Source organism: Arenimonas sp. (assembly GCF_019459675.1).
Lineage (GTDB): Bacteria > Pseudomonadota > Gammaproteobacteria > Xanthomonadales > Xanthomonadaceae > Arenimonas.
This window is the reverse complement of sequence record NZ_JAIBFH010000180.1, coordinates 1-21,943: the sequence shown is the minus strand read 5'-3', so window position 1 is coordinate 21,943 and position 21,943 is coordinate 1. Positions and strand designations below refer to the sequence as shown.

Sequence of the window (21,943 nt, the reverse complement as noted above, 5' to 3'; positions counted from 1 at the left end):
CCGCGTCCTGCGCGGCCCCCCTTTTTTTTGGCGGCAGGCATCGCCCGGGCCGCAGCCCTCAGGCCCGTGCGGGCACCATCGAATAGCCCTTGAGCCGCGCCGAGAACTCCTCGAGCTGGCGCACGCCCGACGCCTCGGCCTCGGCACACCAAATGCGCAGCGCCTCCATCTTGGCTTCCGCGGCCGCGCTCTTGATGTCGTAGATCGCCAGCAGGCGGGCGCGGAACTCCATCAGGCGCGCGGTGTTGGGCCGCTCGGCGATCCAGGCGCTGAACCGCGCGCGGTGCGCTTCGTCCAGCCACTTGCCTTCGCTGCGGAACGCCCTGCGCAGGCGGCGCGGCAGGTCGGCGGCTTCGGCCTGCAGGTGCGGCTTGAGCACGATCTGGAAATAGTCGGTGGCCACCTGCCAGCGGTGCGCCATCACCGCACGCATCGTGTCGGCATCGGGCACCGGGATGTTCGGGCGCACGTCGAGCTCGGGCGCCACGCGCAGCACCTTCGCCAGGCCCAGCGCGCGCAGCCCGCTGATCACCGCCCAGCCGATGTCGAACTCGTACTTGCGCAGCGAGAACTTGGCCGAGCTGGGGAAGGCGTGGTGGTTGTTGTGCAGCTCTTCGCCGCCGATCCACACGCCCCAGGGGGTAAGGTTGGTGGCGGTGTCGGCGGTGTCGAAGTTGCGGTAGCCCCACCAGTGGCCCAGGCCGTTGATGACGCCCGCGGCCCAGAACGGCATCCACGCCATCTGCAGCGCCCAGATAGCCACGCCCGGGATGCCGAACAGCGCCACGTTGATGAACAGCATCAGCGTCGGGCCCATGAACGGCACGCGGCTGTACACGGCGCGCTCGATGAAGTCGTCGGGCGAACCCTTGCCGTACTTCTCCAGCATGTCCTTGTCCAGGCGCGCGCTCTGGTAGAGCTCCACGCCGCGCCACAGCACCCGGTGGATGCCCTGGAAGCGCGGGCTGTGCGGGTCCTCGGCGGTTTCGCACTTGGCATGGTGCTTGCGGTGCACCGCGGTCCATTCCTTGGTGACCATGGCGGTGGTGAGCCACGACCAGAAGCGGAACCAATGGGCCACCACCGGATGGAAGTCCACGCCCCGGTGCGCCGCGCTGCGGTGCAGGTACAGCGTGGTGCTCATCATGGTGAGCTGGGTGACCACGAGGAAATACGCGGCCATTTGCCAGTAGCTGGCCTGCGTGAATCCACGCGCAAGCCAGTCGAACAGTTCCAGGGACATGGAGTACTCCGAAGGATCAGGCGCAAGGCCCGGTAGCAGGCTGGGATGATGCCCGCCGTGCGGAGGATCGTCACCCTGCGTCAAGGTATGGTGTTCAGGCAGCGCCGGGACAAGGGCCGGGGATGAACACGCCAGAGAAATTTTCGGGCAGACTTCGGCCAGGGGCGCCGGCGGATGGGGATCCGCCCGCGTGACGTCATCGGTGGCACCAGACCAGGGGGAGACCATGGCGCAGCCGCTCGGGCCCGATCCGACGCGTCACCGCACGTTCCTCGAGTACGGCCGCTACGTGCATCTCAAGCTCGCCGGCGCGCTGGTGGCCGCCTCGCTGCTGGCCTATGCGCTGCAGCGACCCGCCACCGGACCCTATGGCGGCACCTGGCTGGGCTATACGCTGGGCACGCTGGCTGCGCTGATCGTCCTGCTGCTGCTGTGGCTTGGCGTGCGCAAACGCCAGTACGCCAAGGGCCCCGGCGCGTTGATGGGCTGGCTTTCGGCGCATGTGTACCTGGGCGTCGGCCTGGTGGTGGTGGCCACCCTGCACGCCGGCTTTGAGCTGGGCTGGAACGTGCATGGCCTGGCCTACGTGCTGATGCTGATGGTGGTGGGCAGCGGCATCTACGGCGTGGTGGCCTACGTTCGGCTGCCGCGACGCATCACGGACAACCTGGGCGAAGACACCCTGGACACCCTGATGCTCAAGATCGCCGACCTGGACCGCGACGCGCGACGCGTCGCGCTTGAGCTGCCCAACGAGATCAACACGCTGGTGCTGGCGTCCAGCCAGGCCACGCAGGTGGGCGGAAGCCTGCGCCAGCAGCTGCGCATGCAGCACCCCGATTGCCCCACCACCGTGGCGCTGGAACAGCTGATCGCTGCCGGCGTACGGCTGCAGGTCCACCAGTCGCAGGCCCATCGCACGCTGTGCGAGCTGCTGCTGCGCAAGCAGGCGCTGTTGACGCGCGCGCGCCGGGACGTGGCCTACCGGGCACGCATGCAGCTGTGGCTTTACCTGCACGTGCCGCTGTCGATCGCCCTGCTGGCGGCGCTGGCCGCCCATATCCTCGCGGTCTTCTTCTACTGGTAGGGCCGCCGATGATTCGCTGCCAGCTGGTCATCGTCACCCGCAACCGTGCCGGCAAGGCGCAGCGCGACGCGCGCACGGTGTCGGGCGAGCCGCTGCACATCGGGCGCGGCGCGGCGTGCGCGATACACCTGCCCGACCCGCGCGTAAGCCTCAGCCACGCGGCGGTGCGCCGGGGCGACGACGGCCACCTGTACCTGGAAGCCGAGCGCCAGACGCTGAAGGCGGACGGCCGCTTCGAACAGCGGCTTCGCCTGCAGCCCGGGCAGGTGGCGATGATCGGGCCGTACCGCTTCGAAGTGGAGGCGGCGGACGCGGCCCACGACCTGGCGCTGGCGGTGGAGCTGACCGAACCACTGCCCGACGACCGCGAACGGCTGGCGTCGAAGTCGCGTCTCAGCCTGGCCCAGACCGGACTGTCCAAACGGCGCCTGGCGCTGTGGCTGGGCGGCCTGGTGCTGCTTGTGTTCGCGGCGCTGCCGGTGCTGTATGCCGTTTCGCCACAGGTCCGCATGGCCACCGCGCACCTGCCCTTCGGGCTGGACCAATCCTGGAACCCCGGGCCCCTCTCCGCCGGCCACGTCGGCTTCGGCGACGACTGCAGCCAGTGCCACCAGGTGCCTTTCGTACAGGTGCGCGACCAGGCCTGCACGGCCTGCCACACCGGCATCGGCCCGCACATCGCGCGCGCCCCGCTGGAAGAAGCGGTGTTCGGCGAGATGCGCTGCGCCAGCTGCCATCGCGACCACAAAGGGCTGGAAGGCCTCGCGCGCGGCGACACCGCGCAGTGCGTGGACTGCCATGGCGACGTGCGCGCCCACGCCGCCGAATCAACGCTGGCGGACATCCACGATTTCGCCGACGACCACCCCGCGTTCCGGCTCAGCCTGGCCGCGGCCGACGGCAGCGTGGAGCGCGTGGCCCAGGACGACCCGGCGGCGCGCGAGAGCTCGGGCCTGACCTTCCCGCACGACGTGCACCTGGCGCCGGGCGGCGTGAAAAGCCCCGACGGCAAGCGCCAGCTGGAATGCGCCAGCTGCCATGTGCCCGACCGCGCCGGCGTGCGCTTCGAACCGGTGACTATGCAGGCCCATTGCGCCGACTGCCACCGCCTGGACTTCGAACCCGCCGTGACCACGCGCCAGGTGCCGCACGCTGACCCGCGCGCGGTGATGACGACGCTGCGCGAGTTCTATTCCGCCATCAGCCTGGGCGAGATACCGCTCGACGTGATCACGATCGACGGCATGATGCGCCGGCCGCCTGGCAAGACCGACGCCGCCGACCGGCAGCGCGCGGCGCAGTGGGTGGAAGAGAAGTCTCTGGCGATCGGCCGCGAACTGTTCGAGGTGCGCGTGTGCCAGACCTGCCACGAGGTGTCGCATGACCCTTCGGAGGCCGACGCGCCGTGGTCGATTGCTCCGGTCACGGCCAACCCGCAGTGGCTGCCCAAGGCCCGGTTCGACCATGCCAGCCACGGCAGCTTCGAATGCAGCAGCTGCCATGCCGCGGCCGATTCAACGCTGAGCAGCGACATCAACCTGCCCGACATCAGCAGCTGCCGCACCTGCCATGCCGGCCAGTCGCCGGCATCCGGACAGCTGGCCAGCACCTGCGCCACCTGCCATGGTTTCCACGGGCCCGGCGGATCCAGTGGACTACCCGCGCCCTCGATCGCCGGGGAGAAGCGCTGATGCCCGCACCGCTTGCCCGCTTTGCCCTGGCCTGCCTGCTGGTGCTGCTGCACGGCTGCGGCAGCGGCGGGGGTGGCGACGGCATCGGCTGCGGCAGCGACTGCGGCCCACCGCCGCCCGGCCCACCGCCTCCGGGACCCACGGCGGCCCTGACCGTGGCCGACGTGCAGCAGGTCCTCCGGCAGGCCGTGGCCGAAGCGCAGGCGCGAAACGCGCGCGCCACGGTTGCCGTGGTGGATCGCTCCGGCAGCGTGCTGGCGGTGTTCCGCATGACCGGCGCCGCCGCCACGTTCCGCATCAGCAGTGGCCGCCGCGTCACCGGCGGGCTGGAAGACGTGGCGGTGCTGCCCGATGGCTTCGCGGCCATCGCCAAGGCCATCACCGGCGCTTACCTTTCCAGCGGCGGCAATGCCTTCACCACCCGTACCGCGGGCCAGATCGTCCAGCAGAACTTCAACCCGGGCGAGCTCTGGCAGCCGTCCGGCCCGCTGTTTGGCGTGCAGTTCTCGCAGCTTCCGTGCTCGGACCTGATGCAGCGCGAAAGCGACGGCGCACTCGGGCCCAAGCGATCGCCGCTGGGCCTGGCCGCCGATCCGGGCGGCTTGCCGCTGTACAAGGCGGGGAGGGTGGTCGGCGGCGTCGGCGTGATCGCCGACGGACTGTATTCACTCGACCTCAACATCACCAACCTCGACAGCGACCTGGACGAGCTGGTGGCGGTGGCCGGCAGCGCGGGCTTTGCGGCGCCCGAGGACCGTCGCGCCGACCGCATCACCCTGGATGGCCGCACGCTTCGCTTCACCGACAGCGAGTCGCTGGCCAGCACGCCCGCCAATGCGCCGGCCTTCGGCGCCCTGCCCGGCGCACTGGTCGCGGTGCCCGGCTATGCGCCGGCCGTCGTGCAGGCGGGCACCCCGTTCGGGACCGCGGCTTCGGGCGTGCGCGCCGACGCCGGCTTCTTCGCCGACCTGGAAGGCAACGTGCTGGTGGACGGCGCGAATGCCAACCGCTTCCCCGCCATCGCCGGCACCGACGGCGGCCTCACCCAGGCCGAAGTGATCGAGCTGATGCGCAGTGCGCTGAAAGTGGCCAACCGCACGCGGTCGCAGATCCGCCGGCCGCTGGGTTCGGCGGCACAGGTGAGCATCAGCGTGGTGGACACGCAGGGCGTGCTGCTGGGCCTGGTGCGCTCGGCCGACGCACCGGTGTTCGGCGTCGACGTGTCGGTGCAGAAGGCGCGCAGCGCCGCCTTTCTTTCGCGCGCCGACGCGGGCGCGCAGCTGCTGGCGCTGCCGCCCGCGAACTACATCGCGCCGCCGGCGGCGTCGGCGATAGGTGCCTACGTGGTCGCGCTGCGCGACTTCCTGGGCGATCCGGCCGCGCTGGCCAACGGCACCGCCTTCAGCGCCCGCGCCATCGGCAACCTGTCGCGGCCGCTGTTCCCGGACGGCATCGACGGCATCGCGGGCACCGGCACCGGCCCGCTTTCAAAGCCGCTGGCGGACTGGAGCCCGTTCAGCACGGGCCTGCAGCTGGACCTGTCCTACAACGCCATCGTCGCCGCCGCCGGGGGCGACCTTTCGTTCGGGTGCACCGGTCTGGCCGGGCTGCGCAACGGCCTGCAGATCTTCCCGGGCGGCGTGCCGGTTTTCCGCGGCAGCGTGCTGGTGGGCGCCATCGGCGTGTCGGGCGACGGCGTGGACCAGGACGACATGGTGGCGTTCCTGGGCGTGGCCAATGCCGGCACGGCGCTCAACGGCAGCATCGGCAACGCGCCTGCGGCGCGGCGCGCCGATACGCTGGTGCCGCAGGGCGCACGCCTGCGCTACGTGCAGTGCCCGCAGGCGCCGTTCATCGACTCCACCGAACAAAACGTCTGCGGGGGACTGTGAGGCCATGACCTGCGCCCGCCGCCACGCCACGCCGCCGCGCCGCCGCGCTTGGGCCGTGCTGCTCCTGGCGGCGCTGCCGTTCGCGGTTCCGGCGCAGGACGCTTCCCACGACGAACCGGCGCAGGACCAGGACGATGACGCGGTGGTGCGGCAGCGTCCGCAGGGCAAGCCGCTGGACTACCCGCTGCCCGACATCGACCCGACGCGCGTGCTTCCGCCGCAGGCCGCCGTGCGGCGCGAAAGCCTGCCGGTGCCGGACCGCTGGCGCATCATGGACAGCCTGGGCGGCGAACGCCGCTGGTGGGATCCGTACAACCCCAACGTGCTCAAGGGTGACCGGCCGTTCGAGCCGTTCAAACGCTGGGGCGAAGACTGGTTCCTGGTGCTGACCGGGGTTTCGGACACGCTGGTGGAGGCGCGCCGGCTGCCGACGCCGGTGGGCGCCCAGTCCAGCGAACGTCCCGGCTCGCTGGACGTGTTCGGGCAGGGCCGGCAGTCCACCTTCAACCAGAACCTGATCGTGGCGGCCGCGGTGATCAAGGGCAACACCACGTTCAAACCGCCCGACTACGAAATCCGCGCGGCGCTGGCGCTCAACTACAACCGCAGCGAGTCGCGCGAAGTGCGGGTGCTGCGCCTGGACCCGGGCGACGGCCGCATCCGCATCGACCAGCACGTGGGGCTGCAGGAGCTTTTCTTCGACAAGCACCTGCGCAATGTCTCGGACCGCTACGACTTCGACAGCCTGCGGATCGGCGTGCAGCCGTTCATTTCCGATTTCCGCGGCTTCGTGCTGCAGGACAACGCCTTTGGCGTGCGGGTGTTCGGCACCCGCGACAACAACCGCTGGCAGTACAACGTGGCCTGGCTGCGGCGCATGGAGAAGGACACCAACAGCGGGCTCAACGAGGCCGGGGTGGCGCTGCGGCGCGACGACACGCTGGCCTTCAATCTGTACCGACAGGACTTCCCGGTGCTGGGCCACACCACCCAGCTGACCGTGATGCACAACGAAAACCGCGAAGGCGGCCGGGTGCTGCGCAACAGCAACGGCTTCCAGGAACGCCCTGCCATCCTGGGCGACGGGCGCGGGCGCGACTACCGCGTCACCTACCTGGGCCTGAGCGGCGACGGCCATTTCGGGCGCTGGAACCTCAGCTCGTCGCTGTACGCCGCGCTGGGTCGCGACCAGCGCCACCCGCTTGCGCAGCGCGAAAACCGCATCGAGGCCTTCTTCGGCGCCGCCGAACTGTCGCGCGATTTCGACTGGTTTCGCGTGCGCGGCACCGCCATCGCCGCCAGCGGTGACGACAACCCGTTCGACGGCCGCGCCACCGGCTTCGACGCCATCCTGGAAAACCCCCAGGTCGCCGGCGCCGACACCAGCTTCTGGATCCGCCAGGCAGTGCCCTTGGTGGGCGGCGGCGGCGTGGCGCTGTCGGGCCGCAATGGCCTGTTGCCCAGCCTGCGTTCGTCCAAGGAGTTGGGCCAGTCGAACTTCGTCAATCCCGGCCTCACCCTGTTCGGCCTTGGCGCGGACGTGGATGTGTCGCCGCAGGTGCGCGTGGTCGGCAACCTGGCCAAGCTTGATTTCGTCAACACGTCTTCGTTGTCGGTGCTGCGCGGCCAGGGCGCGATCAGCCGCGACATCGGCGTGGACCTTTCCGCCGGCGTGCAGTACCGCCCGCACATGAGCCAGAACGTGGTGTTCAACGCCTCCGCCGCCGCGCTGTTCCCGGGCAAGGGCTTCCGACAGCTCTATGCCGACGACGGCACCCAGTATTCCCTGCTGCTCAACCTGGTGCTGACCTACTGATGGCCCTTCCCAGCCGCCGCCTGCTGATCCTTGTCCTGCTGGGCTGCCTGATGGCGGGCGGCCTGGCCGCGGTGATTGCCGCCGAGAAATCAGCGCCGGTGCCGCGCCAGTACGTGATGCATGCACCGGCGCCGGCGGCACAGACCCTCGCGGCGGCCGCGGCCAAGTCCGATGGCTGCCAGAGCTGCCACGCCACGCCCGACCACGCCACCATGCACCAGAACCCGGCCGTCATCCTGGGCTGCACCGACTGCCACGGCGGCAATGCCCTGGCCCGCCAGCCCGCGGGCAGCCGGTACAAAGGCGAAGGCCACGCCGGCTACGTCGCGGCCATGGACCAGGCGCACGTACTGCCGCGCTACCCGTCCGACTGGCATGCGCCGTCGTCGGCCAACCCCGAGGGCAGCTACACCCTGCTCAACCGCGAGGCGCCGGAGTTCGTGCGCTTCATGAACCCCGGCGACCTGCGCGTTGCGCGCTTGTCCTGCGGCGCCTGCCACCTGCCCATCATCCAGGCCAGCGAACGCAGCCTGATGGCCACCAGCGCCATGCTCTGGGGCGGCGCTGCGTACAACAACGGCATCCTTCCCTACAAACGCTACCTGCTGGGCGAGGCCTACACGGCCGACGGCCAGCCTGCCCTGCTGAAGGCGCCGGTGCCGGTGGACGAACACATGGCGGCCAAGGGCCTGCTGCCGCAGCTGTTGCCGCTGCCGGCCTGGGAAACGGTGCCGCCGGGCGACGTGTTCCGGGTGTTCGAGCGCGGCGGCCGCGTAATCCCCACGCAGTTCCCGGAAGTGGGTTTGCCCAACGTCACCGGCCAGATCCAGCGGCTGGACGAACCCGGCCGCCCCGACATCCGCCAGTCCAACCGCGGCGCCGGCACCGGCAGCCGCATCGCGGTGCCGCTGATCAACCTCACCAAGACCCGGCTGAACGATCCGCACCTGTGGTTCCTGGGCACCAACGAGCAGCCCGGCGACTATCGGTCGTCCGGCTGCACCGCCTGCCACACGCCGTATGCCAACGACCGTGACCCGCGACACTCCGGGCCGTACGCCTCGGCCGGGCACCTGGGCCAGAGCCAGAGCGCCGACCCCACCATTCCGCGCGGCGAGTCCGGGCATCCCATCCAACATGCCTTCACCCGCGCCATTCCCTCGTCCCAGTGCATGACCTGCCACATGCACCAGCCCAACATCTTCGTCAACAGCTACTACGGCTACACCATGTGGGACTACGAGTCCGACGCCGAGGCGATGTGGCCCAAGCAGCAGCGCTATCCGACCGATGCGCAGATGCGCGAAGTCCTCGACCGCAATCCCGAAGGCGCCGCGGTGCGCGGCAACTGGAGCGACCCGGCCTTCCTGCGCCAGGTGTCGGAACTCAACCCGCAGCTCAAGGACACCCAGTTCGCCGACTACCACGGCCACGGCTGGAACTTCCGCGCGGTGTTCAAGCGCGCGCGCGACGGCACCCTGCTCGACAAGGACGGCCTGGCCGTCGCCGACACCGACCCGGACCGCTTCAAGAAGGCCGTGCACCTGAGCTCGTCGCACCTGGACGCGGGCATGCACTGCGTGGACTGCCACTTCGGCCAGGACACGCACGGCAACGGCCACATCTACGGCGAGGTGGCCGCCGCCATCGAGATCGGCTGCAAGGACTGCCACGGCACCACGCGCGAGTACCCGAGCCTGTTCACGTCCGGCCCCGCCGCCGGCCCGCAGGGCAACGACATGAAGCTGCTGCGTACCCCGGACGGCGGTCGCCGCTTCGAGTGGCGCGAGGGCCGGCTGTTCCAGCGCTCGGCGGTGACGCCCGGGCTGGAGTGGGAGATGAGCCTGGTGAAGGACGCGGTGACGCCCGGCAACGCCCATTACAACGCCAAGGCCGCGCGCGCCAAGACCATGAGCTCGGGGGCCGCCGGCCGCATCGACGGCGCCTGGGGCGCATCGGTGCCCGCGGCGGACTACGCCCACGACGACGACGAGATGACCTGCCACTCCTGCCACACCTCGTGGACCACCAGCTGCTCGGGCTGCCACCTGCCGATCGAGGCCAACTGGAAAACCGAACGGCTGCATTACGAGGGCGGGGAAACGCGCAACTACGCCACCTACAACCCCCAGGTGGTGCGTGACGACGTGTTTTCGCTGGGTCGCAACGGCACCATCTCGGGCAGCAAGATAACCCCGGTGCGCTCGAGCTCGGCCCTGGTGCTTTCGTCCACCAATGCCAACCGCGAACGCATCTACGTGCAGCAGGCGCCGATCGCCGCCAGCGGATTCTCCAGCCAGGCCTTCGCGCCGCACTACCCGCACACCGAGCGCAAGACCGAAACCAAGACCTGCACTGACTGCCACGTTTCGGAAGACAACGACAACAACGCCATCATGGCGCAGCTGCTGCTGCAGGGAACCAACTTCGTCAACTTCATCGGCCTGCACGCCTGGGTGGGCGCCGAACAGGGCATCGCTGCGGTGCAGGTGACGGAGTGGGAAGAGCCGCAGGCGGTGATCGGCAGCTACCTGCAGCGCTACGCCTACCCTGACTGGCACGCCGCGCACTTGGCGCGCGGCCGCGAATTGCCCACCGCCGCCACCCACGCCACGAACGGTCCGGCGCGCTGCGTCGCCGTACGCGGCGAATATCTGTTCGTGGCCGAGGGCGCTGGCGGCATGCGCGTCTACGACGTCGCCTCGGTGGCCAACAAGGGCGTGTCCCAGCGCATCGTGAGCGCGCCGTTCTCGCCGCTGGGCCAGGACACCCATGTTCCCAGCGGCAATGCCACCTGCGTTGCCCTGCCCACCAACCAGCCCATCGCCCCGCTGCGCAACCAGGGCGAGCTGATGCGGGTGACCAACCAGGAACAGCCGTTCCACCCGATCTACCACTACGCCTTCGTGGTGGACGCGCAGGAAGGCCTGATCCTGGTCGACGTGGACACGCTGGCCGACGGCGAGCCGCGCAACAATTTCCTGGAGCGCGCGCTCACCTGGGACGGCGACGGCGCACTGGCCGGCGCGCGCCACGTCACGGTGGGCGGGCACTTCCTCTACATCGCGGCCGATGCCGGGCTGGTGGTGGTGGACGTGGACACGCCGCTGTCGCCGCGCGTCGCCGCGGTGCTGCCGATGCACGACGTGCGCGCCACGGCGCTGCAGTTCCGCTACCTGTTCGTGACCACGGGCGCGGGGCTGCAGGTGGTGGACGTGACCCATCCGGCCACGCCGCGCCTGGTGCCCGGCGCCAGCGTGGCGCTGGACGATCCGCGCGGCCTGTACGTGGCGCGCACCTACGCTTACGTCGCCGCCGGCCGGCAGGGGCTGGCCATCGTCAACGTCGAGCGGCCGGAGCAGCCGCGGCTGCTGACGATGTTCACGGCCGATGGCAAGCTCGACGACGCCCGCGACGTGGTGGTGGGTTCGACCAACGCCTCGCTGTTCGCCTACGTCGCCGACGGTCGCAACGGCCTGAAGGTGGTGCAGCTGACCGCGCCCGACACGCAGCCCAAGTTCTACGGTTTCTCGCCCGAACCACGGCCGCAGCTGGTGGCCTGGCACCGCACCGCGTCGCCGGCGCTGGCGTTGGCCAAGGGCCTGGACCGCGACCGTGCGGTGGACGAAACCGGCGGCCAGATCGCGGTGTTCGGGCGCATCGGTTCGCGGCCGCTCAATGCGGCCGAAGTGAAGAAGTTCTTCCTCAACCCCGACGGCAGCCCATGGACCGTGCGCGACCGGGACCCGGGCACGCCGCGCTTGCCTGCCGCTGCCGGGAGTCCGCCATGAAACGCTTCGCCCGCCGTGTCTGCGTTGCCCTGCTGCTTTGCGCCGGCCAAGCCTGGGCACAGGGCGCCACGCCCCTGCCCTACCAGGCCGGCGACCAGTCGCTGGGCACGGTGAACTGCGCCAACAGCCTGTGCCATGGCGCGATCACGCCCTGGCATGAATCACCGGTGCTGCAGAACGAATACGTCACCTGGTCGCGATTGGACAAACACGCCCGCGCCTTCCGCGTGCTGCACAATGAACGCTCGCGCGCCATCATGGCCAAGCTCGGGTCGGCCACGCCGGCCCACGAAACCAAGCTGTGCCTGGACTGCCACGCGCACAACGTGCCCGAGGCCCGGCGCGGCGAACGCTTCACGCTGTCGGACGGCGTCACCTGCGAAGCCTGCCATGGTCCGGCCGAGCGCTGGATCCAGTCGCACGTGGAACCGGGCGCCAGCCACGCCGGCAATATCGACCAGGGCCTGTACCCCACCAGCGACGCGGCCAGCCGCGCCAAACTGTGCCTGTCCTGCCACTGGGGCAACGCCGACAAGTTCGTCAACCACCGGCTGATGGCCGCCGGACACCCGCGCATGAGCTTTGAACTCGAAACCTTCACCGCCATCGCACCCGCGCACTTCCGCGTGGACGCCGACTACCTGGCGCGCAAGCCCGCCGTGGATGGCGTGAAGGTCTGGGCCATCGGCCAGGCCTTGGCCGTGCAGGAGATGATGGACCTGCTGGCCGACCCCAAGCGCAGCCGCGACGGGCTTTTCCCCGAGCTGGTGCTGTTCGACTGCCACGCCTGCCACCACCCGATGTCGCAGGCGAAGTGGCAGCCGCGCACGCAGTTCGGCCCGCATGCGGGCCCGGGCATGGTGCGCCTGAACGACTCGGGCATGCTGATGCTGCGGGCGGTGGCGCGCGAAGTGGACCCGGCGCTGGGCCTGCGTGTGGGCCGGCAGGTTTCGCGCCTGCACCTGGCCGTGGCCGGCCAGGGCGACGCCAGCACCGAAGCCGATGCGCTCAAGCGCCTGGCGGCCGAAGTGGCGCTGCGCATCGAAACGCACGCGTTCTCGCCGGCGTCGCCAGGCCGCATCGCGCTGGCGCTGGTGGACGAAGGCCTGGCCGGCGGCTATGCCGACTACGCCGGCGCGGAACAGGCGGCCATGGCGATCGGCAGCGTGGTGGACCACATGCACAAGCGAGGCCTGGCCGCGCCGGCCGACGCGCTCAACCGCGCACTCGAGCGCCTCAACGCCACCCTGGCCGACGACGAGGCCTACCGTCCGGCCCTGTTCCAGCAGCGGCTGCGCGAGATGCGCGTGTTGCTGGTGGCGAAGTGAGCGCGCCCATGTCCCGGAGAACTCCCGCATGAGCGGCACGTACCGCATCGCCATCATCGGCTCGGGCCCCGCCGGGCTGTCGGCCGCGGCACATGCGGCCGAGCTCGGGCTTTCGCACGTCCTGCTGGAGGCCGAACAGCACGCCTCCAACACGCTGTTCAAGTACCAGAAGGGCAAGCACGTGATGGCCGAGCCGGGCGTGCTGCCGCTGCGCAGCCCCCTGGCCTTCGAGGCCGGCACCCGCGAGAGCATCCTGGAAGGCTGGAACCAGTCGCTGCACCAGCACCAGGTGAACGTGCGCTATGGCGCCAATGTCACCGGCGTGTCGGGGCAGCGCGGCGATTTCTTGATCACCCTGGCCAACGGCGGCAGCGTGCAGGCCCAGACCGTGGTGCTGGCGATCGGCCTGCAGGGCAACATCCGGAAGTTCGGCGTGCCCGGCGAAGACCTGCCCAACGTGCAGTACCAGCTCGATGACCCCGACGAGTACGCCGACGAAACCATCGTGGTGGCCGGCGGTGGCGATGCCGGCATCGAGAACGCGCTGGCGCTGGCCGCAGGCAATCGCGTCTTCGTGATCAACCGCGAAGAAGAGTTCAACCGCTGCAAGGACGCCAACCTGGGCCTGCTCAAGGCAGCGATCGCCGACGGCCGCATCGAGCCGCGCTCGAGCACGGCGGCCACACGCATCGAGGCGCAGGCCGAACCCGCGCTGCCGCTGTGCTTCGTGGCGCAAACGCCGCAGGGCGAAGAGCGCATACCCTGCCACCGGGTGATCGGACGCCTGGGCGCCAGCCCGCCGCGCGCCCTGGTGGAAAGCTTCGGCGTGGTGTTCCCCAGCAAGGACCGCAACGCCGTGCCGGCGGTGTCCGACCACTACGAATCCAACGTGCCCGGTATCTACATCATTGGCGCACTGGGCGGCTACCCGCTGATCAAGCAGGCGCTCAACCAGGGCTACGAGGTGGTTGAGTACATCCTGGGCAACGCGGTTGAGCCGGCGGACGAGCCGCTGCTCAAGGCCAAGTTCGCCGGCTACCGCAGCGCGGGCACGGTCAGCGAAGCCATTGCCCGGATCCAGGCCGCCGTGCCGCTGCTGTCGGGCCTGACCACGCTGCAGCTGCGCGAATTCCTGCTCGACAGCCAGATCCACCTGCCCAAGGACGGCGAAACGGTGTTCCGCCGCAACGACTACACCAACTCGCTGTACTGCATCGTCGAAGGCGAGGTGTCGGTGCTGCCCGAACTGGCGGACGACGACACCCGCATTCGGCTCGCTGCCGGCGCCTTCTTCGGTGAGATGGGGCTGATCTCGGGCCGCCGGCGCAATGCTTCGGTGGTGGCCGGGCCGGGCTGCGTGCTGGTGGAGACGCCGCGCCGGTCGATGCTCAAGCTGCTCGGTTCGGTCGAATCGGTCAAACACATCCTGGACCAGGCATCGGTGCAGCGCGCGGTGCAGGCGTTCCTGGGCGCAAGCGTGTCCGATACCGAGCTGCACTTCCTGGCCCAGGGCGCCCAGATCCGCAGTTTCGCCGCCGGACAAGTGCTGTTCCAGGAGGGCGACCAGGCCGACGGGCTGTACCTGATCCGGCGCGGTTCGGTCACCGTGTCGCGGCTGCTGGGCGGCCGGGAGATCGTGCTGTCATACGTGGCGGCCGGCAACTACGTGGGCGAGATGGCGCTCATTTCCAGCGCGCCGCGCTCGGCCACGGTGCGCGCGGCGGTGGCCACCGAAGCGGTGGTGCTCACGTCGGAGCGCGTCAAGCGGGTGCTGGCGGGCAACGAAAGCCTGCGTGCCGGAGTGGACGCCATGGCGCTTGGCCGCATGCAGGACAACCTGGGCATGGAGCATGACGCGGCGCCCGGCGACCTGATCAACTTCCTGATGAAGCAGGGCCTCGGCGAAGCCACCGACGTGCTGCTGATAGACGCCTCGCTGTGCGTGCGCTGCGACAACTGCGAGAAAGCCTGCGCCGACACCCACGGCGGCACGTCGCGCCTGGACCGCGAGGCCGGCCCCACCTTCGCCCAGATCCACGTGCCCACTTCGTGCCGGCACTGCGAACACCCGCACTGCATGAAGGATTGCCCGCCGGACGCCATCCACCGTTCCGCCGACGGCGAAGTCTTCATCAGCGACAGCTGCATCGGCTGCGGCAACTGCGAGCGCAACTGCCCTTACGGCGTGATCCGGATGGCGCCCGTGCAGGGCGAACGCCGCAGCGGCGGGCTGCTGTCGTGGCTGCTGCTGGGCCTGGGCGACGAACCGGGTACCGAGCCCAAGGCGGTACCCGGCGCCAAGACCAAGAAGGTCGCGGTGAAGTGCGACATGTGCAAAGACCTGGCCGCCGGCCCGGCCTGCGTGCGCAGCTGCCCTACCGGCGCGGCGATCCGCACCACGCCCGAGCGTTTCCTGGATTTCGCGGCCAAGCGCGATTCACGCTAGGCCGGATGCGCCGGGCGCGGCGCGCTAGTCCGGGCCCGGCTCGCGCACCCTTCCCCGGCCCGTCGCTGCGGGATCGGCCGCATCGCGTTCCCCGACGGGCGCCACCGGCACCGCGCGCTCGGGCAGCTCGCGCACGTGCACGTCCAGCTGCGGGTAGGCGAACGCGATGCCGTTCTCCTGGAAGAGCTCGATCAGGCGCGTGTTGATCTCGTTGCGCACCGCGAGGCGGTCGGCGATGGTGCCCACGAACAGCCGCAGCTCGAATTCCAGCGTACTGGCGCCGAAGTTGAGCAGCCAGCTCGTGGGTGGCCGTTCAGACAGCACGCGCGGATTCTCCGCAGCGGCCTGCTGCAGCAGGCGGTGCACCAGGTGCGGGTCGGTGCCGTAATCCACGCCGACCTTGATGGTGATGCGCGTTGCCTCGTCGCTCAGCGTCCAGTTCACCAACTGGCCGGTGATGAAGGTCTTGTTGGGTACGACGATTTCCTTGTTGTCGAAGTCCACCAGCGTGGTGGCGCGCGTGCGGATGCGCGTCACGGTGCCGTCGAGGTTGTTGACGGTGATGACGTCGCCGACCCGGAACGGCCGCTCGAACAGCAGGATCAGGCCGGACACGAAGTTGGCGAAGATCTCCTGCAGGCCAAAGCCCAGGCCCACCGTCAGCGCCGCCGCCATCCACTGCAGCTGGCCCCAGCGCAGGCCCAGCAGCCCCAGGCCGACGACCACGCCCACCAGCACGATGGCGTAGCGCGACACGCTGGTGATGGCGTAGCGCGAAGCCGCGTCCATGTGCACCTTCGACAGCAGGCCAATCTCGATCAGGCCCGGCAGGTTGCGCGCCGCCACCACGGTCAGCGCCAGCACCAGCAGGCCCAGCATCACGGCCATCAGGGTCACCGACACCAGCACGTCGGCGCCGTCGGCGCCGGTTTCGGTGATGGTCCACAGGGCGAACTCGTCGAAGCGCGCGAAGGCCGGCATCACCCCCGACCACACCCAGGCCAGGCCGATCACGAGCGCGGTCAGCTTGATCGCGCGCAGCAGGCTGCGGGTCTGGGCGTTGACCTTTTCGAGCGTGATCTCGTCCTCGGGCTCGGCCGCGATCGCCTCGCCGCCGTCCCCCGCATCGGCGCTGCCATCGGCGATCGCCTGGGCCTCGGCCTCGAGTCGCTGCTCATGCCGGCGCTGCGCCAGGCGCCGCTCGCCGAGCACGAACCAGCGCGCCAGCAGCCCGTGCCCCACCGTCACCGCCGCGATCATGCTGACGCTGGCGAACATCGATCCGAACACGATGCCCACCGAGTACACGTAGCCATCCAGCGCCAGCGCCGCGCACGCCAGCAGGCCGCCCGACAGGCCCACGCGCAGCACGCGCCGCCAGCGCGAGGGCTCGATGCTGGCGCCACGCCGGTGCATCAGCTGGTCGGGCGCCAGCAGGCGCCACGTCGCCCACGCCGACACCAGCGACACCAGCACGAGCGCGATGCGCGCCTGCACGGTGATGGCCAGTTCCTGGTTGCGGATGAAGGCCAGCGCGACAATGAAGTACAGCGGCAGCAGGCCCACCATCAGCCGGGGCGTCCAGCGCGCCAGCGCCTCGCGGCGTGGTCGGCTCCAGCGGAAATGCGCATGCGCCAGGCCACGCTCGCGCACCAGCCAGCGCAGGAACACCAGCGTGAACGTGGGCAACGCCACGCCGGCCAGCGCCTGGCCCAGCGAATCGCTGTACCTGCCGGACGCTCCCAGCCCCTGCAGCAGAATGCCCGCCAGCAGCAGGGCCACGGCCCAGGGCAGCGCCGCCAGCACGGTCCACCCGAGCACCTGCAGGGTCGGGCGCAGGTGCACCTCGCGCAGCACGTTGGCAAGCGCGTCGATGCGGACGCGCGCGCGCATCTGCAAACCCAGCAGCACCAGCACCAGCGCGAGACTGGCGACATAGCGCCACGGCGATTGCGCGAACGAGCGCTGCAGCAGTTCGGCCGTGGTGACCAGCCGCGACGGCTTGACCATGTCGTGCAGGCCCGCGGGCAGCAGGGCCAGCCAGGCGCTGTCCACCGGCGGATGGCTGCGGATCCACAGCAGGTGGCGGTCGAGGGTCTGGCGCAGCTGCCGGTTGGCTTCGATGCGGGCCTTGACGCTGCGCTCGCTCTGCTCGAGCGCGGTGATGCGGCGCCACATCAGCGGCTCGAGGCGATCGGTGAGGTCGAGGCGTTCGCGCAGCAGGTCCTCGAGCGGATCGACTTCGGCGGCCTGCACGTCCAGGCCATCGTCGTCCACGCCCGGGGCGGTACTGCGCAGCTTCTGCGCGGCCTGCGCCGGGTCGGCGAGTTCGCGCTGCAGCTCGTTCAGGGCGATCATGCGCAGGCGCAGTTCGCCCAGGGTCTGTTCGACTTCGCCCAGCTCGTCCTGCAGCACGGCCTCGGGTTCGAGCCGGCGCAGCTCGGCCCACAGCCAGTTGCCGACCTCTTCGCTGCGGCCGCCCAGCTCCACGCGCGACACGCTGTCGCGCAGGCCGGCCAGGTCGCGGGCCAGGGCCTCGTCCTGCCCGGCCAGGAAACGGCGGCGGCTGGCGAGGCGTTCGTTGGTCTGCACCAGCTCGTCGGCGAGCCGGACGTTTTCGACGGCGGCGGCGGACACCAGCGGTTCCTGCGCGGCGTAGGCCTTGGCGCGCCCGGCGACGTCGGCCGCCAGCTTCTCCAGCTCTTCGCGACCGATGGTGGCGATGCGCTGCTGCATCAGCGCCAGCCGCGGCGTGCGCAGGTCGAGTTCGTGGCGCAGAGAGCGCAGCTCCAGTTCCTGCAGGCGCTGGCGCGTGCCGCCCAGGTCCTGCTGGTCCTGGCGCAGGGCCAGCTCCGCCGCCACCCGGCGCCGTTCGGCGGCATTGCGCAGTCGGCGCGCCTCGGTGAAGTCGGTAGCTTCGCCGTCAACGGCGACCACGGGGGCCGCGAGTTCGTCCACCCGGCGCTGCAGGTCGGCGACGGACGACTCGGGGCCGGCCGGCTGCGCCAGCGACCGGGACAGGTCGGCGGTGACGGCCTCGATGCGCTCGCGCAGCTGGCTGACGGCCACGCGCTCCTGCTCGAGGGCGTTCTCCAGGGTTTCGATGTTGGTGGTGCGCGGCAGCCGCGCGCGCCAAGTGGCCAGCGACTTGCGGGCGTCCACGGCCAGTTCCGCCTCCAGCGCCGCCGTGCGGGCCGGGGCATTGGCCGCTTCGGCGCGCAGCGCTTCACGTCGCTGTTCGAACACCTGCGCTTGAGCCTCGGCGATGGCGGCGGCGTCCCGCACTTCGGTCAGCGCCTTTTCCTGCGCGGTGGAGCCGGAGCTGGACTCGGAGCCGCCCAGACCCATCGGCAGCGACGCCGCGGCGAACGCCGGCGCGAAGCTCAGCGTGAGGGCGCACAGCGCCAAGGCCCAACGGGGCGGCAGGGTGAATCGGAAGGGCATGCGCATGCCGCAAGGCTAGCCCCGACGGGCGCAGGCGGCAATTAGCCGGCATGGCGCCGCTCTGGGACAATGCCGCCATGCCCGAACTGCCTGAAGTCGAAACCACCCGGCGCGGCCTCGCGCCCCACGTCGAAGGCCGCGTGATTACCGGGGTGCTGCTGCGGCGACCCGACCTGCGCTGGCCGATTCCGCCCGAGGTGGCGGCGTCGCTGCCGGGCCAGCGCGTGCTGGGCGTGCGCCGCCGCGCGAAATACCTGCTGCTCGACACCGCCCCGGGCAGCGCGCTGCTGCACCTGGGCATGTCCGGCATGCTGCGCGTGTTGCCGGCCGCCACCCCGGTGGAAACCCATGACCACGTCGATATCGCGCTCGATTCGGGCCGCGTGCTGCGCTTCACCGATCCGCGCCGCTTCGGCTGCCTGCTCTGGCAGCCGGCAGGGGAAACCCACGACCTGCTGCAGCGCCTGGGTCCGGAGCCGCTGTCGGACGACTTCCATGCGCAGTACCTCTACCAGCGCAGCCGTGACCGCAAGGCGCCCATCAAGACCTTCCTGATGGACCAGGCGGTGGTGGTGGGCGTGGGCAACATCTACGCGGCCGAAAGCCTGTTCCGTGCGGGCATCGCGCCCGGCCGGGCGGCCGGCTCGATCAGCCGCGAGCGCTACGCACGGCTGGTGTCTGCGGTGAAGACGATCCTCGCCCACGCGATCACCCGGGGCGGCACCACCCTGCGCGACTTCCTGAATCCCGACGGCGCGCCGGGCTATTTCGAACAGGAACTGTTCGTCTACGGCCGTGAAGGCGAGGCCTGCAGGACGTGCGGCCGCACGATCCGCGATGGCCGCATGGGCAACCGGGCCACGGCCTGGTGCGGCGGCTGCCAGACCTGATGCCTGGCGCCCCGCGGGGCCTTCACAATGCCGTGGCGACGCCCCCGGTTCCGGATCGCGCCCGCTGACCCCAATCGGGCTATATTGGAGCCATCCCGCGCAGACGGGACCCGGGGACCCATGAACGAAACGGCGGACATTACCCAGTGGCTCAGTGCCGCGCGCGCGGGCGACAAATCAGCGCTCGACCGCGTGCTGGCTACCCTGTATCGCGAGCTGCATGGCATGGCGCGGCGCCAGCTGGGCGGCCAGCAGAACGGCCACACGCTCGACACCACCGCCCTGGTGCACGAGGCCTACCTCAAGCTGGCCGGCCGCGCCGAGGCCGAGTTCGAGGATCGCGCGCACTTCTTCGCCTATGCCGCCAGCGCCATGCGCTCGGTGGTGGTGGACTATGCGCGCCAGCGCATGGCGGTCAAGCGCGGCGGCGACCTGCACCGGGTGACCGACCTGCCCGAGGATGCCGGCGGCGGCATGCGCCTGGACGAGGACATGCTGGGTCTGGACGTGGCCCTGAACAAACTGCACGACCTGGACCAGCGCCTGGCCCAGGTGGTGGAAATGCGCTATTTCGCCGGCCTGTCCGAAACCGAGATCGCCGGCCTGCTCAAGCGCTCCGAGCGCAGCGTCCGTCGCGACTGGCAGAAGGCCCGCATGTTCCTGCTGGCCGCGCTGCAGGGCTGACACCGGGGACTCCCCGTGGACACTGAACGCTGGAAGCGGCTGTCCACCCTGCTCGACGAGCTGCTTGAGCTCGAGCCCCCCGTGCGCGCCCGTCGGCTGGCCGAAATCGTGGGTGCCGACGCCGGGCTGGGCGACGAGCTGCAGCGGATGATGGCGCTGGAGGATGAAAGGCCGGACTTCCTGGCCCAGTCAGTGGTGGACGCCGCGGTGTTCTCGCCGCAGCCGGGCCAGTCCATCGGGCCCTACCGGCTGGAAAGCCCCATCGGCGAAGGCGGCATGGGCCAGGTCTGGCTGGCTATCCGCGCCGACGGCCTTTATCACCGGCGGGTGGCCCTGAAGCTGCTGCGCCCGGGCCTGGGCGATGCCGGCCTGCGCACCCGATTCACCCGCGAGCGGCAGATCCTGGCTCGGCTGGGCCATGCCCACATCGCCCGCCTGCTCGATGCCGGCGTGAGCAGCGACGGCCAGCCTTACCTTGCGCTGGACTATGTGCAGGGCGAAGCCATCACCGACTACGCGCGCAAGCTGTCACTGCCGCCGCACGACCGCCTGCGCCTGTTCCTGCAGGTGTGCGCGGCGGTGAGCCACGCACACGCCAACCTGGTGGTGCACCGCGACCTCAAGCCGTCCAACATCATGGTGACGTCGGCCGGCGAGGTCTGCCTGCTGGACTTTGGCATCGCCAAGCTGCTCGACGACCCCGGCGACGGCCAGGGCGTCATCACGGGCACCGGCACGCGCGCATTCACCCTGCACTACGCCGCGCCCGAGCAGCTGCGCAACGGCGTCATCACCACGATGACCGACGTCTATTCGCTGGGCGTGGTGCTGTACGAGCTGCTGGTGGGACGCAAGCCCTACGATCCCGCACGGCCCTCCGATGCGGCCTGGGAGGAAGCCATCCTCACCGGCGACCCGGTGCGTCCATCGGTGGCGGCGCAGCGCCTGGCGCGCGAGAACGGCACGCCCAATCCACGCCGGCTGGCGTCGGAGCTGGCCGGCGACCTCGACAACATCCTGCTCAAGGCCCTGGCCAAGGCGCCCGAAGACCGCTACGTGTCGGTGGAGGCGATGGCGCAGGACCTGCGCCGGCACCTGGACGGCGAACCGGTGCTGGCTCGGGCGCAAAGCCTGGGCTACCGCACGCAGAAGTTCGTAAGCCGCAATTCGGTGGGCCTGATCGTGGGCATCTCCATGCTGGGCCTGATGGTGACGGCGCTGGGCTTCATGTACTGGCAGGCCAGCAGGGCCATCGTCGAGGCACAGCGCGCGCAGGCGATGCAGGATTTCGTGGTGGCGCTGTTCGAGAACACCGACCAGGCCGGCAGCGGCGAAGGCCTGGACGTAAGACTGCTGCTGGACGCTGGCGTGCGCCGCGCGGACAGCGAATTGATCGGCCAGCCGCAGGCCCGCGCCGAACTGCTGGGCCTGGTGGTGCGGCTGCGCCAGGGCCTGGGCGACGACCGCCAGGCGCTGGACCTGCTGGACCGCCAGTCACAGGTGCTGGCTTCGCTGGCGGCTGAAGCGCCGGCGCGCATCGGCATCGAGTCGGCGGCGCTTAGCGGCCGCCGCCAGCGCGCGCGCGGCCCGCCCGAGGGTTGCGTGAGGGCCCTGGGGCCCGGGATGGCGGC

The 21,943-nt window shown here is 70.4% G+C and carries 12 protein-coding genes; 10 read left to right on the top strand and 2 right to left on the bottom strand.

The genetic code is table 11. From position 1 onward, the window contains the following. Nucleotides 1-58 precede the first annotated feature (58 nt). A complete protein-coding gene (locus K0M70_RS06355; protein WP_290780769.1) occupies nt 59-1,183 on the bottom strand; it encodes a fatty acid desaturase in 1,125 nt (374 codons plus the stop codon). A 286-nt stretch (nt 1,184-1,469) separates the two neighbouring features. Between K0M70_RS06355 and K0M70_RS06350 the strand changes: the two genes are divergently transcribed. Genes K0M70_RS06350 through K0M70_RS06320 form a run of 7 tightly spaced genes read left to right on the top strand, consistent with a single transcriptional unit; the run spans nt 1,470 to nt 15,294 of the window. Then, a complete protein-coding gene (locus K0M70_RS06350) occupies nt 1,470-2,330 on the top strand; it encodes a hypothetical protein (protein ID WP_290780766.1) in 861 nt (286 codons plus the stop codon). Nucleotides 2,331-2,338: 8 nt separating this feature from the next. Beyond that, nucleotides 2,339-4,021 (top strand): cytochrome c3 family protein, encoded by a 1,683-nt coding sequence (locus K0M70_RS06345; protein WP_290780765.1) that lies wholly within the window; start codon nt 2,339-2,341, stop codon nt 4,019-4,021. Further along, nucleotides 4,021-5,913 carry a heme-binding protein gene (locus K0M70_RS06340; protein WP_290780764.1) on the top strand — a complete coding sequence of 631 codons (1,893 nt, stop codon included), beginning with the start codon at nt 4,021-4,023 and terminating at the stop codon, nt 5,911-5,913. Before K0M70_RS06345 ends, K0M70_RS06340 begins: the two co-directional genes overlap by 1 nt. A gap of 4 nt (nt 5,914-5,917) precedes the next feature. Next, nucleotides 5,918-7,729 carry a hypothetical protein gene (locus tag K0M70_RS06335; RefSeq protein WP_290780763.1) on the top strand — a complete coding sequence of 604 codons (1,812 nt, stop codon included), beginning with the start codon at nt 5,918-5,920 and terminating at the stop codon, nt 7,727-7,729. Continuing rightward, on the top strand, nt 7,729-11,520 hold the full coding sequence (locus K0M70_RS06330; RefSeq protein WP_290780761.1) for a hypothetical protein: 3,792 nt from the start codon (nt 7,729-7,731) through the stop codon (nt 11,518-11,520). The genes K0M70_RS06335 and K0M70_RS06330 overlap by 1 nt, the downstream gene beginning before the upstream one ends. Continuing rightward, nucleotides 11,517-12,848 carry a multiheme c-type cytochrome gene (locus K0M70_RS06325; RefSeq protein WP_290780759.1) on the top strand — a complete coding sequence of 444 codons (1,332 nt, stop codon included), beginning with the start codon at nt 11,517-11,519 and terminating at the stop codon, nt 12,846-12,848. Before K0M70_RS06330 ends, K0M70_RS06325 begins: the two co-directional genes overlap by 4 nt. 28 nt (nt 12,849-12,876) lie before the next feature. Further along, on the top strand, nt 12,877-15,294 hold the full coding sequence (locus K0M70_RS06320) for a cyclic nucleotide-binding domain-containing protein (protein ID WP_290780757.1): 2,418 nt from the start codon (nt 12,877-12,879) through the stop codon (nt 15,292-15,294). Nucleotides 15,295-15,318: 24 nt separating this feature from the next. Here K0M70_RS06320 and K0M70_RS06315 read toward each other — a convergent pair whose 3' ends face one another. Further along, complete coding sequence (locus K0M70_RS06315) at nt 15,319-18,744, bottom strand: mechanosensitive ion channel domain-containing protein (RefSeq protein WP_290780755.1); 3,426 nt, start codon at nt 18,742-18,744, stop codon at nt 15,319-15,321. Nucleotides 18,745-18,815: 71 nt separating this feature from the next. Here K0M70_RS06315 and mutM point away from each other — a divergent pair, with 71 nt between their 5' ends. The 3 genes from mutM to K0M70_RS06300 form a co-directional block, all read left to right on the top strand. After that, complete coding sequence (mutM, locus tag K0M70_RS06310; RefSeq protein WP_290780768.1) at nt 18,816-19,628, top strand: bifunctional DNA-formamidopyrimidine glycosylase/DNA-(apurinic or apyrimidinic site) lyase; 813 nt, start codon at nt 18,816-18,818, stop codon at nt 19,626-19,628. Nucleotides 19,629-19,748: 120 nt separating this feature from the next. After that, nucleotides 19,749-20,312 (top strand): ECF-type sigma factor, encoded by a 564-nt coding sequence (locus K0M70_RS06305; RefSeq protein WP_290780753.1) that lies wholly within the window; start codon nt 19,749-19,751, stop codon nt 20,310-20,312. Between the two features lie 15 nt (nt 20,313-20,327). Next, nucleotides 20,328-21,943 (top strand): serine/threonine-protein kinase (locus tag K0M70_RS06300; protein WP_290780751.1); only part of this gene is annotated, 1,616 nt, incomplete at its 3' end.

Coding starts and splice junctions, on each gene's coding strand:
- K0M70_RS06350 (WP_290780766.1), top strand. CDS start 1,470: ATGGCGCAGCCGCTCGGGCCCGATCCGACGCGTCACCGCACGTTCCTC.
- K0M70_RS06340 (WP_290780764.1), top strand. CDS start 4,021: ATGCCCGCACCGCTTGCCCGCTTTGCCCTGGCCTGCCTGCTGGTGCTG.
- K0M70_RS06305 (WP_290780753.1), top strand. CDS start 19,749: ATGAACGAAACGGCGGACATTACCCAGTGGCTCAGTGCCGCGCGCGCG.
- K0M70_RS06335 (WP_290780763.1), top strand. CDS start 5,918: ATGACCTGCGCCCGCCGCCACGCCACGCCGCCGCGCCGCCGCGCTTGG.
- mutM (WP_290780768.1), top strand. CDS start 18,816: ATGCCCGAACTGCCTGAAGTCGAAACCACCCGGCGCGGCCTCGCGCCC.
- K0M70_RS06355 (WP_290780769.1), bottom strand. CDS start 1,183: ATGGCCGCGTATTTCCTCGTGGTCACCCAGCTCACCATGATGAGCACC.
- K0M70_RS06315 (WP_290780755.1), bottom strand. CDS start 18,744: ATGCGCATGCCCTTCCGATTCACCCTGCCGCCCCGTTGGGCCTTGGCG.
- K0M70_RS06330 (WP_290780761.1), top strand. CDS start 7,729: ATGGCCCTTCCCAGCCGCCGCCTGCTGATCCTTGTCCTGCTGGGCTGC.
- K0M70_RS06320 (WP_290780757.1), top strand. CDS start 12,877: ATGAGCGGCACGTACCGCATCGCCATCATCGGCTCGGGCCCCGCCGGG.
- K0M70_RS06345 (WP_290780765.1), top strand. CDS start 2,339: ATGATTCGCTGCCAGCTGGTCATCGTCACCCGCAACCGTGCCGGCAAG.
- K0M70_RS06325 (WP_290780759.1), top strand. CDS start 11,517: ATGAAACGCTTCGCCCGCCGTGTCTGCGTTGCCCTGCTGCTTTGCGCC.